The sequence below is a fragment of the Paenibacillus sp. S150 genome (genome assembly GCF_019352175.1).
Taxonomy (GTDB): Bacteria; Bacillota; Bacilli; order Paenibacillales; family Paenibacillaceae; genus Paenibacillus_AQ.
Genome location: NZ_JACBYI010000018.1, coordinates 41119 through 56089 on the forward strand (window position 1 = coordinate 41119; position 14971 = coordinate 56089).

Here is a 14971-nt window from a genome sequence, read left to right on the forward strand (position 1 = left end):
AATGAGCAGTTTATTAGCACAGGCCGCAGCCGCGGCGGGAAACACTGCGGCGGCCGGGACCACAGAGACGACGAACACTTTTTCCGACATTATCAAAAATTCCGTAATCGACAATTTCGTCTCTGACATCAGCATCCCGAAGATGCTTATCACACTTGCGGTCGCTTTTCTGATCGGCTTCTTCATCTATTTGCTCTACAAACGGGTCTTCAGCGGTGTACTTTACTCCAAAAGCTTCAACGTCTCCCTGATGGGCATGACCATGATCACCGCAACGGTAATCATTGCGATCAACTCCAACCTGGTGCTGTCGCTCGGTATGGTCGGCGCGCTCTCCATCGTCCGTTTCAGAACTCCGATCAAAGATCCAACCGATCTGATCTTCCTGTTCTGGGCAGCCGTTGCCGGTATCGTTACCGGTGCGGGCTTCTTCACGCTCGCTATCGTCGGCTCCATCATTATCGGACTGATCCTGTTCCTGTTCATCAAAAATTCCTCGGTGGAAACCCCCTACCTGCTGGTTATCAACTGTGAGGGCGACGACAGCGAACGGGCGGTGCACAGCCATCTGAACAAATCGGTCAAACGCTACAATGTGAAGCAAAAAACCGTAACTTCAGGCAACATCGAGCTTACGCTGGAGCTGCGTCTGGATGACAGGGAAGGCGGCTTCGTCAATACCGTATCCGATATTGCCGGCGTGAAGAACGCTCTGCTGATCAGCTATAGCGGCGACTATGTATCCTGATGAAGGGCGGTGCTGAGGATGAAAGCACGAGGTAAGCCGTTCCTGCCGCTTCTTGGCTGCCTGCTGCTGGTTATATTCATAGCCGGCTGTCAGATTGCAAGCCCTGCCGCTGATAACAACAGCACGGCTACGGATACGCAGGAAAAAGCGGTTTCGAGTGATGAGCAAAATCTTGATACAAAGGTTTTTCCAAAGGATAAGGTTGTGGATGTGAAAATCACCATCGACCCGGATGACTTTCAGGACATGCTGGACAATGCCAGCGCCGAGGAATACAAAACAGCCTCTGTGGAGTATGGCGGGATCAAAATGGACAATGTGGCGGTGCGGACCAAAGGCAACCTGAGCCTGCGCAGTGTCGTGCAGATGAGCGATTCCGACCGCTACAGCTTCAAAATTTCTTTTGATGAGTATGTGAACCAAAATTTATTCGGCATCACCAAAATCAATCTCAACAACAACTATAGCGACGCATCCTATATGCGGGAATTTCTGACCTACGAGCTGGCGGAGAGCATGGGGCTTCCCACGCCCAAATACTCGTTCGTCAACATCTATGTGAACGATGAGCTGAAGGGCTTCTACCTCGCAGTAGAGCAGATCGGAGACGCTTATCTGGAGCGCAACTTCGGCAATGCCTACGGCGCGCTGTATAAAGGTGTGATGACAGGCCAAGGCAGCGATTTGACCTGGCTCGGGGATGATGCCTCGCTCTATACAGGGCTTGAGATGAAGTCGGACAAGTCGAGCGATGATATTGTTGTCGATATGCTGAATGAGCTGAACAACGGTACCGATTATGAAAAATACATCAACGTCGATGAAGCCCTGGGCTATATCGCGCTGAATGCCGTAACCGGCAATATGGACAGCTATCTCGGCAGCAACAAACAGAATTATTATCTGTATGAGGATGACGGCGTGTTCTCGATCCTGCCGTGGGATTACAATATGGCTTTTGGCGGTATGGGCAGCTCGGATGTGCTGATTGACGAGCCTACTCAAGGCGCAGTTGCCGAGCGGCCGCTGATCGCCAAGCTGCTGGCGAACGGGGAATACAAAGCGAAGTACCACGAGATCATCCGCCAAATGATCGACGGCTATCTCAAGGATGAAACGTTCCAGGCCCGGATGGACGAGCTGGATACGATGATATCCGGCTATGTGAAGGCCGATCCGTCTGCCTTCTATACCTTTGAACAGTACGAGAGCGGAATTACGTCCGTGAAGACCTTCATGTCAGCCATGGCATCGAGCGTCTCCCTGCAGCTTGATGGCACCATCGCCTCTTCGGGCGATGGCAGTGGAAGCGGCGGCGGTATGGGCGGCGGCATGCCGGGCGGTCAAGGCGGCGGCAGGGGTGCAAACGGCGCCGCCGGCTATGGTCAGGCGGCGCCGGGCAACAATGGCGTTGCCGCGCAGGGCGGCGCGGACCAAGGCGCAACCGGCGCGCAGGCGCAGGGCGGCGCGGACCAAGGCGCAACCGGCGCGCAGGCGCAAGGCGGCGCGGGGCAAGGCGCTGACGGCGCGCAGGCGCAAGGCGGCGCGGGGCAAGGCGCAACCGGCGCGCAGGCGCAGGGCGGCGCGGGGCAAGGCGCTGACGGCGCGCAGGCGCAGGGCGGCGCGGGGCAAGGCGCAACCGGCGCGCAGGCGCAGGGCGGCGCGGGGCAAGGCGCTGACGGCGCGCAGGCGCAGGGCGGCGCGCAGGCAGACGCCCCCGCGGGTGAGCCGGGCGCCATGGGCGGGCCAGCCATTCCCGAAGGCGGGAATGGCCCGGGCGGCGGCATGGCGGGCGGCGGGTTCGGCGGCGGTATGCCGGGCGGCGACTTCGGCGGAGCCGGAGGTACGCAGCAGCAAGGCAGCACCAGCGAAGCCATTGCCACCGGCGTGGCGGTTGTTGTCCTCATGCTTACCGCAGCATTCATCACCTTCTATAAACGCAGACGTCTCTGACACCTCTGAGTGGAAACGGCTGCGCCGTCCTTGACCGGGCAGCGCAGCTGTTTGCATTTCAGGTGTAAGGCTGGCTGCTGAAGCCAGGCGGGAAGCCAAGTGGAAACGGTCACTTCATATTCCCCCAGCCGCTTTTTCGCAAGCGTTAGCGGGAAATAGGAACCCTAATCGATCCGTTTCGCCCCCTTACAGAGGAATACGCTTACATTAAGATGAACTTGAACCATTTATCCAAAGGTCAGCCATTTTAGTGGTAAAAAGGATCACTAATCCACCGCATTCTGATCCTGGATCATCCCTAGTGGGAAAAAGTACAACTAATCCGGCTGAAATCACCCGTATGGGGGGAGCAGGCCTCTATTAAGTGTACAAAATCCCACTAAAGCCCGTTCAAGCCAGAATTCCAGCCCATTAGTGTTACTTTTTCCACTTCGCTTCCGTTCTCTATGAATCTCTTCCTTGCCTTCCATCAGCTTGTTCAGGTTCTCCGGTTCCATTCCTATACATTAAGTTTCTTTATTGTGTTTTTTAAAGATTACAGAACCGCCTCCCGCTTAAACAGCGGACCCGCGGAACAGCGGCAGCGGCCGCCTGGGTCTCCGGATTTTCTCCGCTAAGAGACTGCGACGAAATAAAGTACCGCTGCATTGTTGACAAAACTCCCAAAACCGTGGAGCTTTTGTCAACAAAAGCGGGTACTCATTTCCTCGCAGCTCCTAAGGGGAATGAAATAAATCTGGAGAGCGCAGCGACCCGGACAACGCTCCGTTCGCGGAGCGTCCACTCCAAAAGCCTGCGTATCTCCTACGCAAAATAACCCCACAAAGTGGGGCCTTGGCTTCGATGATGACTCAGGTACTTTGCGGGGACCCCAAAACATATAAATTCTGATCTTTTAAGAAGAAACGGCTTCGCCGTCCTCTGAAAGAGGCGGTATCCGTTTCTCCAAAAATAGAAGGATAATTGATTGCGTGAAACATATAAATTCTTATCTTTCAAGTGGAAACGGCTGCGCCGTCCTGATAAGGACGGTATCCGTTTCAGCGAGAAAGATAAGGCTAATGTATAGCGTAAAACATATAAACCTGAATTTCGAAAGTGAATTGAACCCATCCAGATCGGACAAGGGATAAACCCTCTTTTTCCTTCGCCCATTGGGTGCAAGCTGTTTGTAGCAAGACATCCCTTCGTGTAGAGCTTTTTAGATGATTTGTGGATACTTACTTTCGAAATTCAGGATAAATTCTTATCTTTCAAAAAAACGGGACTGCTCCAGGCCATGAAAAATGGCGCTTGGGGCAGTCCCTTGTTGCTTTTCCGGAAGATTCACTGAATATTTCCCATTCGTTTCGGACAGAGAAGCCGTTATTGCCGTCTATCCCCTACGCACGAATTCAGCTCAAATAACGTCAACTGAGCCCGCAATTTCTACAATACAGAGGTTTGGAGCAAAATAGCGTATCTGCAGTCCGTATCAGCAGATGTGTTCGCAACCGTCATCTCGCCTGAGGCTGGTCTGAAGGAATAATGGCTTTTCGGCAGCCGGCAATGGTTATGATGCGATTGAGATCATGCCTGCTGCTCTGCAAGTGCCTGCTGCTCTGCAAGCGGCTCCTCCGTATTCAGAAGATTAAGCAGCTCAACCAGGCTGCCGGCCGAAGCTGAAGAGAAGCTGTGCTCGGTATGGTTTTCCGTGAGCTCCTGAAGAACCTCCTTGATCGCTATCAGCTTCACACCTTCTGCGCGGATGCAGTCCAACTCATTCGTATCCTTCACTTTGCCATGAACGAACCAATACTGCCAATTCGCGCCGCCCACTACTGCATCTCTCAATTTCTTCTTTTTGTCCGAGGTATATTTGAGCTCTGCCCAGGCCTTCACACTGTCCTTGATGCTCTCCTGGTTGCGGGCTTTGGTGCTTGTCTTCGACTTTACTCCCAGCTTCTCCATCTGCGATTTTGTCAGCTTGCTGATGTACGCCACAGGCCGGACACTGACCTGCACCTCGCAATGAATGTACTCCCAGCCCTCATCTCCGTTATTGCGGACGGCAAGGAAGTCAATCTCATTCAGCTTCTCTTTTATGCCCCGGATGGTAAAGTACCCCTTCTTGTTCAACCATTCTTCCACCAGTGTTTCCGCTTGAAGCGCCATGGTTCATCCCCCTTAAGAGCTTGTAATACGCACCTGACTTCATAAGGAGTTATATTCGCGAAGGATCACCATAATCCTCCATAATAATCCAATTTAATCTAGCGAACGCACCGGAATCAATGGAAAAAGCTCTTTTGCCGCATTTGTCAAAAGGTCCTCATGGACGGATTGATCAGCTTGTCCATTTTCCAAGGTCCCGCTATCCTGACTTTTATATTTCGAATTCATACCGTCTGCCCGCCCAAATTGTTCTCAATGATGAGACTGCCGATGCCGGCTTTTTTGAAAGATAAGAATTTATATGTTTCACGCTAAAAATTAGCCTTATCTTTCTCGCTGAAACGGATACCGTCTTTATAAGGACGGCGAAGCCGTTTCTACTTGTTTTAATCTCTGAAAGAATGTTCTACTGGCGCCCCCGCAGCAGCGCTATCGCCGCCAGCAAAAAAGACAGCAGGGAAATGCCCAGCGTAATATACAGCAGCGGGGAAACGCCGGACGATTGATCGAGGTCCTCCATGATTGCATTGTGCTCGTCCATGCTCATGGAATCCTGGCCTCCCATATTCATCGAACCGTGATCTTCCATCGCCATGCCGGAATGGCTGTCGCCGCCGGCTGCCGCCTGCACAATCTCTGTGATGGAATGCGGTGTTTCCGAGCCCGCTTCACCGGACCATTCCACTGCGCTGCCGTCGGCATAATGCTGATAGGCATTCCAGGCAATCTCGCCTGCCGTACCCGGGTTCTGTGCTGTGAAATAAAACCGCTGGAATTGTCCCGCCTGGATTCCTGCCCCGGTTGTTTTCCAGCTCACCTTATTGCCCTCTACGGTAACCTCCCAGCCCGGCGCAGCCTCGTATTGCTTGAATGCCGCCCCTTCCGGGATGCGCAGATCGACCTGCACGGTGGCAGCGTCTTTCTCTGAAGGCACTTGGAGGGTATAGGTCTCCCATGCGCCGGCAGCTGACTGTGCCGGACTGACCGACACATGCGCGCTTGCTGCTGCGGCGAACGCCAGCAGAAGCGCAGCCGCCGGAGCGGCCAAGGCCATTATTTTACGAAGCAGATTGTTCATGTTACCCCTCTTTCCACTAACCGGATAGTGTTGTCTATTTTTATTTTCTCCCCGGAAAATCCCGCTCCCGCGAAACGAGCCCCTGCTCCAGCGCATACCTTGTAAGCTGTGTGCGGTTCTGAAGCTGCAGCTTCTGGAGGATGTTTTTGAGATGGTTTTTGACGGTATGCTCCGAGATTCCCAGTGTTGCCGCAATTTCCTTATTGGTGGAGCCGGAGGATACACAGCCCAGTATTTCCTTCTCCCGTACCGTTAATGCTTCCCGTTCTTCCTTGACAGCGGTGACCGCAAACTCCTTCAGAATCTGAAAAGCCAGCTCCCGGCTGAGCGGAACCTCCTCACTGACAATCGCCAGCAGATATTTGATCCAGGTGGAGGGGGCCAGATTTTTCAGCAGATAACCCTGGGCTCCCTGCTTCAGCGCTTCGAATAGATAGGAGATTTCGTCGGAAACGGTTACGATGACGATTTTGACATAGGGATATTCCTGTTTGATCCGCCGCGTGGTTTCCAGTCCGTCCATTTCCGGCATCTGAATGTCGATCAGAATCAGATCCGGCATCCACTGCCCGGTCCACGCTATGGCCTCCGCTCCGCTCCCCACCGCACCGATCACCTCAAAGCGTTCAGCCAGCGACAGGATCTCGCACATCGCCTCACGGGCATGGGCATGATCATCCACAACAAGCACCCTGCAGGTGTTCATGCCGGAGGTCCCCCTTTCACAATCTCGACCATTGTTCCGTCAGAGCCGGACCTGAGCATAAGTGTCCAGCCCATGCCTGCTGCACGTTCCCTCATGATCCGCAGCCCATAGCTGCCGCTCACCGCAAAAGGGTCCTCATGCCCGATCCCGCCCCCGTCGTCGGAGACCGCAACCCGCCAGCGCTGCTCATTGCCTTCACCGGAAATCGTGACCCTGGCCGCCCGGGTATGCTTGCGCACGTTAATGACCGCTTCGCGTATGCAGGAGAGCAGCTCTGCTTGTTCAGCGGGACTTAAGACCCGTGCTTCCAGCCTCCAATCAAGCTGCGCTTCCACCGAGACCTCGCGGGCAATTTGCGCAAGCTGCTCCTGGACCGACAGCTCAAGCAGGGAGGTCTGCGGACCGGTAACCGGAACCTTCAGATTGGAGATGGACTGACGGACATAGCGGTTGACCTCGTGCACGGTTTTCTTCAGCTGGTCGATATCTTCGCTGTCAATCTCCCTCCGCTCCCGCTTCTGCTCCAGACGGTCAATCCGTACCGACAGCAAAAATAAAGACTGCGCCATCCCGTCATGCAGCTCTTTCGCCAGCGCCTCCCTTGCCTCCATGGCCGTCTTAAGCATCCGTTCCCTCTCCAGCTCCCGGGCGTTCCTTTCCATAAGGGAGAACAGCGGCACCAGCAGCACAATGCTGAACAGGAATACGAGCACAGGCGTTAGATAATTGCCCATATCCATGGAAAGATAAGGCATCAAGAGCTGATGGCGCACAATCTCCCATAGGCCGACCATGACGGTTGGCAGCAGCAGAATAAGCAGTTTAATTCTCGTATACGTTGCGGTCCCCTCCAAATCTTAAGGATTACAATAACATTCCTTTTGAACCCCGGCATGACTCTTTCGGGCTATAAGGAAGCTGTAAATGTTACAAAAATAAGTATTTAAAATTCGCTGTGCAATTGTGCGGGCTTCCGGCACGCCATACCGGATTTACATTTCCTTAAAAGCCTGTACTCTGTCCTTCCTGACAGGAACAATCCATTAGAATATCCCCATGCTCAAGTAACGTTCACCCGTATCGGGAGCGATGCAGAGCACCCGCTTGCCGCTGCCCAGCCGCCGCGCTTCCTGCAGCGCCGTCCATACTGCCGCACCGCCGGAAGGCCCGATCAGGATTCCCTCCGTGCCGGCCAGGATTCTGACCATCTCCAGCGCATTGTCATCGGAGACCTGGATAATTTCATCATAGACCTCCGTATTCAGAATGGCGGGCACAAACCCCGGGCTGGTTCCCACCAGCTTATGCGGACCAGGCTGGCCGCCCGACAGCACCGGGGAGCCCTGCGGCTCCACGACTACAATGCGGATCTCCGGCAGCCGCCGGCGCAGCACCTCTCCGGTTCCCGTAATGGTGCCGCCGGTTCCCGAGGTAGCTACGAACACATCCAGCCTGCCGTCCATTTGCTCCAGAATTTCGGGCGCCGTTGTAATCCGGTGGATATCGGGATTGGCCTTGTTCTCGAACTGCTGCGGAATGAAGCTGTCCGCGATTTCCCTGCCCAGCTCCAGCGCCTTGGCGATGGCACCCGGCATCCTTGACGCTGCCGGCGTCAGCACAACCTCAGCGCCGTATGCCTTCAAAATATTAATCCGTTCCTTCGTCATATTATCCGGCATAACCAGAATGGCCTTATAGCCTTTGGCTGCCGCATTCATTGCCAGCCCGATGCCTGTATTTCCGCTCGTCGGCTCGATAATGGTTCCGCCGGGCTTAAGCTGTCCGGCAATTTCGGCCTGGAGAATCAGATTATAGGCTGCACGGTCCTTGACGCTGCCGCTGGGGTTGAACATTTCCAGCTTCACATACAGCTCGGCATCCTGCGGCCCGGTCAGACGGTTCAAGCGTACCACCGGCGTATGGCCGATCAGTTCCGTAATATTATTGACTACGCGAGATGACATCAACGGGCCTCCTCATTTCTTGTGCTGTTTATCACCCATTGTAGCGCTATGGAGCAGCCCTTGTCGATTGCCTGGAGAAAAGCGTTATAAGGCGCCTGAAGGTTTTGTATGTCAATGGCTCCGGAGAAGGTGCCGGTAATATGTTTCCTGCATTTACATGGGCAGCTTCCAGTTCCCCGGAAGAGCGCCGAAGCGGCAGGACGGCACACTCCAGGGCGGTCCGCCTTCATTCCGCCGGAGCCTGTAGATGCATTATATTGAGAGATAGGCCGCGCAGCTCCCGGGAAGATGGATGCTCAGCACAACATCATTACCGAGATTAAATTTGGATTTACGCACTGTCCGCACAAGAAGTGTGGTCTGGTCAAGCTCGTGTGCGGGCTTCACCTCCTGCATCGCTTTCCCATGCAGAACCATTTTCACCTCGCTGCCCTCTGCAGCTACTATGAAATGAATATTTTGCGTGTCCGCAATCATGCAGTCCGGCGGCGCCTTCCAGAGAAAAGTGCCGTACATCATTAATATCCTTATGCATATTCCGCTCCTCCCGCTCCCTAAAGCTGTCCGTCATGGCAGCAGTCCCGCAAGCCCTGCGGCAAACAGCCTGGCCTTTTCAAAATCGTTTTCGTCAGGATGGCCTTTTTTATCCATATTGAATCCAAACGGACTGAACTCACCCGAGCAGTTGAACTCTGCCACGATAGTGCAGCCCTTCCGCTCAAGCTGTTCGATGATCAGCTGCTTCTTTTTGAATTCTCCCGACCCGGAGGTACAAAAAATAAAAACTTTCTTATCGCTGTCAGGCATTTTCCGGATAAATTTAAAGAGCTTGTTATGAAGCTTGGAGGCATAAATACCTGAACCAAAACCGATTAGATCATAGCTTTCCAGTACCTCCGGCCGGATGTCCTCCACCTTCGCCAAATCTGCATTCATGGCCTGTGCCATCACCTTGGCCAGCTTTTCCGTGTTCTTTCTGTGAACCGATTTGTAGATAATCAATGTTTTCATAAGTGCACCTCTCTCTTCAAGTTATACTATATAATATGAATGAACATTTAAAAATTCATTCATTTTTAGAAAAAAATAATACGCATGAAGCTTTGGGCTATCCCATACGCATTCTCCGGTTTGGCACCATCATTCCGTTCCGTTTATTTCGGCACATCCGTCAGGCCCTTCATCACAAACTCCGCCATATAATCTAATATATGCGGAAAATGCCGAATACCAATCTCCTCTTTATGGATATCGATATAAGGAATGGAGCTGAGCAGCGCGAGTATCAAATCATCATCCAGATCTGCCCTCACCTTGCCTTCAGCCTTCCATTTCTGAATCAGCTGGGTGGTTCCGCTGTTCATGAATTCATCAATGCTCTGGATGCCGCCCTTTTCATAAAAATCCTTCTCCAGCTTGGTGAACAGCTCGCGGTTGTACCATTCCTTCAATATCGGATTTGAAATCATCCCGCTGTAATTCAGCGCCATAACTTCCTTAAGCAACTTCACAGGCTCATCGTCCGGATTCACTGTCTCCATGATGCTCTGCTTCAGCTTCTCGTTCTCCTTCAAATAAATCTCTATGAAAAGCTGCTCTTTCGAGGCGTAATAATTGTAAAAGGTGCCCACGGCGACCCCGGCCAGCTTCGTAATGCCGGAAACATTGGTGTCCTTGAAGCCCTTGGAGCTGAACAGCTCTTTTCCGCGGTTGAAAATTTCCGTTTTCTTGTCTTCCATCGACTAAACCTCCGAATTCATGAATGAATATAAATATATTCATTCTAATTGTAGCACAGCACTTTCCTGCTATCAAGCTGAGCACCGCTCGTGCCGAAATGAAGATACTTGTACTTTCATTTCGGCAGTCAGCACGCTCCGGGCGAAATCAGAGGCACTTTTATCCTTGATTCCGACACTCGGCACCCAGATTCCATGCATCACTTCCTGTTCAATCAGCAAAAACCGCCTCTTCATAAATTGAAGAGACGGTTCCGTCCGGTAAAGACGGGGCTGCAAATCAGGGGGCGTCGCATCCAAGCAAGCCAAAGGCCGCCGCCTGAAAACCGGATTACGGATTAACGGTGATTGTGAACGTGGACGTGGTATTTTTAATCGGCGTCACTGTGTCCGTAATCTTCAGATTGTTGAAGACCACCGAGCCTACAGCCGGGCCCTGGCCGGCTTCAGCCGATTCGTTGGCCCAGATGCCGACACCGGACTTGGCGTCAAAAGCGTCTCCGCTCTTTTGCGCGCCGGAAATCGTAATGTTCGTGAAGATGGTATCGGCAACCGGGAACTGCGGTGAAGAGCCGACATAGTTGGTCTGGAACATGATGCCGTGGTAAGTCGGATCAACAATGTCCACATCGCTGACGCGGATGCCCTGGAAGACCTTCGAAGCCGAGAACACCCAGATGGCCGGAAAGGTCTGGGAGCCCCAGAAATGGCCGCCTGCCCGGACAATCGAAATATTCTGGAGGTTCGTTGTCGGCGAAGCGCCAAAGCCGTTCATCGGATACCCGAAATCCAGCGAGCTGATCGTAATCCCGGAATAGCAGAGCGTGTCGGCAATGTAAATGTTGCGGAAGGTGTTGGCATAGCCGCCATAGACCGCCACTCCGGCTGCGCGCCAGGTCAGGATCGAAGTCAGGTTCTCATACACATTGTCCTTCATATCCGAGCCGCCGGAATCGATTGCCGAGAACAGTGCAAAGCTGTCGTCGCCGGTGGCCCGGGCTTCGTTGTTGGAAACCAGGTTGTTCGTGCTGCCGTTGGTCATGTTGATGCCGTCGGCGAAGGTGTTGCGGATGCGCGAGTTTTTGATCACCATGTAGTCGGTATTCGCGCCCCAGTACATGCACACCTGATGTTCGGTCCAGATGTTGTCAATGGTGATGTTCGCCACATTGGAGAAGTCGAACACCTTGCCGGGACCGTCAATCCGTGAGGTATAGTTGCCGAAATAGGCAAAGTTCGCAAAGGTTGATCCGTTCGCGGAAGCTTCGGCGCGGAAGCCGATATCGGTGTTGTCCTGGCTTTCAGGAGCCACAAACCGGGTATACCAGGGTCCGGCGCCGATTACCTTTACCGGCTTGCCGTATACCTGGAATTTGCTCGCAGTCTGATAGGTTCCGGCAGGAAGATATACCCCTACAAGGCTGCCGGTGGTATCCATACGGACTTTATCGAGCGCATTTTGCACATCCTGATGCGTAAATCCGGACGGAACGGTGTATTTGGCCGGGTCCGGGTTGGCGATCGGCGACACCTGCTCCAGGCTGATGAAGTCAATTGCGTACTGCGAGGTATTCGCGGCATCCTTTTGCAGGCGGATCGTGCTTCCGGCCGGAATGGTGCTGTCGAACATCATGTTGGCTTCATCATAGATGTGGCGCGGCGAGCCGGCGCTTGGCGAATTGCCCGGACTGGTTTCCGAGCCATACAGCCAGGCGTATTTGGAGGTCAGGCTGATGGCCTTCGTGAACACTCCGTTGACATACACGTTCAGCGTGGCATTGGTTCCGCCTCCGCTGGCCGAATCCGGGATGGAAAAGCGCGTAACGAGCGTATTGGTGCTGGCTTTGGTGGTGAATTCCACATAGCTGCCCGTCGAGTTCAGCGTGACGGCTCTTCTGCCCGAGGCTTCGCCGGCCAGATCGCCGATATTGCGGTTCGGCGCAAGCTTGACGGCTCCGCCGCCGACCACTCCATCCTCTGCTTCGTACATGTCGTAAGGCATGTTGGCCCCCCGCCCGATATGCAGCGGCTGGGTCTGGATGTTGTTGGCCCGTTTTACCTCAAGCTCATTGGCATCTGCGGCAATTTCACTCTTCACCGTGTATTTGCCGTTCACTGCATTCCAGGTGCCGAGTGTAACCGGTGCGGTCGTGGCACCGCTGGCAATGACGCCGCTGTAAACGCCGGTCAGCGTTTTGACCACGGCATTTGTTGCGGCATCAATTACCGTCAGTGTAAGGTTATGCGCCCCGCCGGCTGAAGCGGCCGTTCCCTGGTTTTTAATGGCTATGGAGAAGGTTACGGTATTGCCTCCCGCCGGATTGCCCGGCGTCCAGCTTACCGGGGAAGCGATCAGATCGGAGCTGGATACCGGATTTACTGTAAGGGAAGACGGATTCGTATAGCTGTTATTCCCCTCATTCAGCTCGATGACCAGGTTGCTCTCATCAACCTTGGCGCTCAGCGCATAGGCCCCTGCATCCCTGGCCCCGATGTTCAGTGACACATTGCTTGCGGCTCCTGCAGCCAGAGCGCCGACAGGCGCTGTTCCCGCCAGGGTTGTGCCCAGGTAGAAGCCCACATTCGTCGCGGCGGAGGCGGAGGTTCCTGCGTTTTTAACTGCTGCGGTTAAGGTTATGGCATCTGTCTCGACCGGAGCCGCCGGTGACCAGGACATTGCTGTTATTGTCAGATCCGGATTGGCTGCCGGTGTGCCGATAATCTGGAATTCAGCCACCTGTCCGGCGCTTGAACCCGAATTGGCGGTGATTTTCAGCTGAAGCTCGCTTACAGTGGCTGTGACCGGAATGGTCACGGAATTGCCGCTGGCCGGATTAAAAGTATAGCTGGCTGCCGGAACCAGACTGGTGAATGCCGAGGTTGCCTGATTATGTCCCAGCACTTCGATTGTTTGGGTACGGGTAGCCCAGGCGGAAGCCGGGTTCAGCTTCACTACGACCGAGGTCACGCTGGCATTGGCGCCGAGATTGACGCTCAGCGTATTCGGATAGCTGCCGCCCGCCCCTTCCCAGTAGGTGGTCACATCGCCGTCGTTGGCGTTGGCCGGCACGAACGTGTAGATGGAGGAAGAAGCGTTAATGCTTTTGCCGATTGCCAGATTGGACCCGGGTCCTGTGCTTGGTGTGGCTGTAGGAGAGGCGGAGGGCGCAGGTGTAGCAGTAGGAGCAGCTGTTGGCGTTGCCGTAGGTGCCGGTGTAGAGGTTGGTGCTGCCGTTGGCGTTGCTGTCGGCGCAGCACCCGGCGTAAGGGTCAGATTGTCCAGATTTACATTGCCGGAATCTGTGGCATCATACTTGTAGGCAATTGTGTTGGAGCCGGACAGCAAGCTGAGTGTTTCGGTTTTGGTTGACCAGTTGTCCCAGTTGGCCAGATTGGCGAACGAGGTTTGCTTGATCTTCGTGCCGTTGACGTACACACTTAGCGTCTTGGTGCTGCCCGAGGCATTGGCGTATCTCAGCGCGGCATCGTAGCTGCCTGCAGAAGCGGCGGTCACCGTAAAGGTTGTGGCTGCTCCCTGTGCGAGATATCCGTCGACAAAAGCCGAGCCGGTGTAGCCGCTGTGGTCGGTGTTGGTTTTGGCTCCGCCCGATAATGCGGCTGACTCCGCTTCATAAATCCCGCCGGGAGCTGTTGTTGAGCCGTAAACCTCCAATTCTGACAGCTGTGCCGCCGGCCAGCCTGTATTCGCCGTGAAATTCACTCTGATGTAGCGGGCTGTGGCAGCCGTGAAATTGATAGTTACCGTGTTAGAGCCGGAAGGACTAAAGGTGTAGCCGGCGGAGGCCGCCAGATTGCTGTAAGAGGCATCATTGGTGCTGCCTTGAACCGACAGCGTTTGTGTTCTTGCCTCCCAGGAGGCCGGCAGCTTCAGCACAACTTGATTAACACTGCTGCTTGCCCCCAGATCCACCCTGATCCACTGGGGAAAAGCATTGCCGGAGCTCTCCCAGTACGTTGCCTGGCTGCTGTCATTCGCATTGGACGCGACGTACACATCTCCGACCGAGCTTGCCGTAATTGCCTTGCCTGCCGCCAGATTTCCCGCCGCCGAGCTGACCGCCGGGAACAGCGTGAGCTGGCCTGCGAACAGCACAGCGATCAGGCAGCAGGTGAGAAATGTTTTTGCAGCAGATGCTCTATTTCCTGTGAACATGGACAACCACCTCCTATAATTGTTTGGAGCCGCTTTAAGTATGCGCTTTCAAAATAATCCCTTCGGCACACCCTCCTCCGGAATTTTGTTCTTCCCTCCTCTGCTGTGGCTTTTCTGCTAATTAGCCTGTTCTCCCGTCTCTAAAATGCGCAAAAAAAGAACGATCCCCTTGCGTAATCCTGCAGAACAACAGGCCGCAATCGCAAGATGCACGGACCGAACCCGGGGACTTCCCTGTGAACTAACTAATTATGGTAATAATATAAGATATCGCTAGGTTTTGATCGAGGGCCGATTCTATGAATTGTATGTGCAATATTACGCTTTGCGGTTTTTTTTGCAGTGCTTTTGCAGCGTCCGGCAGCACAGGGTTTATACAGGTGTTTCCTATGGCGCGATACAGCAAAAACAGGCCCTGCCGATGGCGGATCACCGGATTCAGGGCCATTCGGGGT

The 14971-nt window shown here is 54.0% G+C and carries 11 protein-coding genes; 2 read left to right on the forward strand and 9 right to left on the reverse strand.

Annotated features, from left to right (window positions below; translation table 11 throughout):
* Position 1: 1 nt before the first annotated feature.
* On the forward strand, positions 2 to 748 hold the full coding sequence (locus HYD27_RS17055; protein WP_220101656.1) for a DUF4956 domain-containing protein: 747 nt from the start codon (positions 2 to 4) through the stop codon (positions 746 to 748).
* A gap of 18 nt (positions 749 to 766) precedes the next feature.
* A complete protein-coding gene (locus HYD27_RS17060) occupies positions 767 to 2701 on the forward strand; it encodes a CotH kinase family protein (protein WP_219217125.1) in 1935 nt (644 codons plus the stop codon).
* A gap of 1569 nt (positions 2702 to 4270) precedes the next feature.
* Here HYD27_RS17060 and HYD27_RS17065 read toward each other — a convergent pair.
* The 9 genes from HYD27_RS17065 to HYD27_RS17105 all read right to left on the reverse strand — a co-directional run bounded on the left by HYD27_RS17065 (position 4271) and on the right by HYD27_RS17105 (position 14516).
* The gene (locus HYD27_RS17065) at positions 4271 to 4855 is read right to left on the reverse strand and encodes a hypothetical protein (protein WP_219217127.1); all 585 of its coding nucleotides are present in this window, start codon (positions 4853 to 4855) and stop codon (positions 4271 to 4273) included.
* A 406-nt stretch (positions 4856 to 5261) separates the two neighbouring features.
* Positions 5262 to 5933 (reverse strand): YcnI family copper-binding membrane protein, encoded by a 672-nt coding sequence (locus HYD27_RS17070; protein WP_219217129.1) that lies wholly within the window; start codon positions 5931 to 5933, stop codon positions 5262 to 5264.
* A 40-nt stretch (positions 5934 to 5973) separates the two neighbouring features.
* Entirely contained in the window at positions 5974 to 6639 is a 666-nt protein-coding gene (locus HYD27_RS17075; RefSeq protein WP_219217131.1) for a response regulator, read from the reverse strand.
* Entirely contained in the window at positions 6636 to 7493 is an 858-nt protein-coding gene (locus HYD27_RS17080) for a sensor histidine kinase (RefSeq protein ID WP_228745186.1), read from the reverse strand. The genes HYD27_RS17075 and HYD27_RS17080 overlap by 4 nt, the downstream gene beginning before the upstream one ends.
* Positions 7494 to 7682: 189 nt before the next feature.
* Complete coding sequence (cysK, locus tag HYD27_RS17085; protein WP_219217133.1) at positions 7683 to 8603, reverse strand: cysteine synthase A; 921 nt, start codon at positions 8601 to 8603, stop codon at positions 7683 to 7685.
* A gap of 252 nt (positions 8604 to 8855) precedes the next feature.
* Positions 8856 to 9119, reverse strand: a complete 264-nt coding sequence (locus HYD27_RS17090; RefSeq protein WP_219217134.1) for a hypothetical protein — start codon at positions 9117 to 9119, stop codon at positions 8856 to 8858.
* 51 nt (positions 9120 to 9170) lie between these two features.
* On the reverse strand, positions 9171 to 9614 hold the full coding sequence (locus HYD27_RS17095) for a flavodoxin domain-containing protein (protein ID WP_219217135.1): 444 nt from the start codon (positions 9612 to 9614) through the stop codon (positions 9171 to 9173).
* A 143-nt stretch (positions 9615 to 9757) separates the two neighbouring features.
* Positions 9758 to 10342 carry a TetR/AcrR family transcriptional regulator gene (locus HYD27_RS17100; RefSeq protein ID WP_219217136.1) on the reverse strand — a complete coding sequence of 195 codons (585 nt, stop codon included), beginning with the start codon at positions 10340 to 10342 and terminating at the stop codon, positions 9758 to 9760.
* Positions 10343 to 10673: 331 nt separating this feature from the next.
* Positions 10674 to 14516 (reverse strand): galactose-binding domain-containing protein, encoded by a 3843-nt coding sequence (locus HYD27_RS17105; protein ID WP_219217137.1) that lies wholly within the window; start codon positions 14514 to 14516, stop codon positions 10674 to 10676.
* Between the last annotated feature and the right edge of the window lie 455 nt (positions 14517 to 14971).

What these genes read in the sequence shown, in the direction of transcription:
- HYD27_RS17095 (WP_219217135.1), bottom strand. Translation starts at nt 9,614, where the DNA reads ATGAAAACATTGATTATCTACAAATCGGTTCACAGAAAGAACACGGAA.
- HYD27_RS17065 (WP_219217127.1), bottom strand. Translation starts at nt 4,855, where the DNA reads ATGGCGCTTCAAGCGGAAACACTGGTGGAAGAATGGTTGAACAAGAAG.
- HYD27_RS17105 (WP_219217137.1), bottom strand. Translation starts at nt 14,516, where the DNA reads ATGTTCACAGGAAATAGAGCATCTGCTGCAAAAACATTTCTCACCTGC.
- cysK (WP_219217133.1), bottom strand. Translation starts at nt 8,603, where the DNA reads ATGTCATCTCGCGTAGTCAATAATATTACGGAACTGATCGGCCATACG.
- HYD27_RS17055 (WP_220101656.1), top strand. Translation starts at nt 2, where the DNA reads ATGAGCAGTTTATTAGCACAGGCCGCAGCCGCGGCGGGAAACACTGCG.
- HYD27_RS17075 (WP_219217131.1), bottom strand. Translation starts at nt 6,639, where the DNA reads ATGAACACCTGCAGGGTGCTTGTTGTGGATGATCATGCCCATGCCCGT.
- HYD27_RS17060 (WP_219217125.1), top strand. Translation starts at nt 767, where the DNA reads ATGAAAGCACGAGGTAAGCCGTTCCTGCCGCTTCTTGGCTGCCTGCTG.
- HYD27_RS17090 (WP_219217134.1), bottom strand. Translation starts at nt 9,119, where the DNA reads ATGTACGGCACTTTTCTCTGGAAGGCGCCGCCGGACTGCATGATTGCG.
- HYD27_RS17070 (WP_219217129.1), bottom strand. Translation starts at nt 5,933, where the DNA reads ATGAACAATCTGCTTCGTAAAATAATGGCCTTGGCCGCTCCGGCGGCT.
- HYD27_RS17100 (WP_219217136.1), bottom strand. Translation starts at nt 10,342, where the DNA reads ATGGAAGACAAGAAAACGGAAATTTTCAACCGCGGAAAAGAGCTGTTC.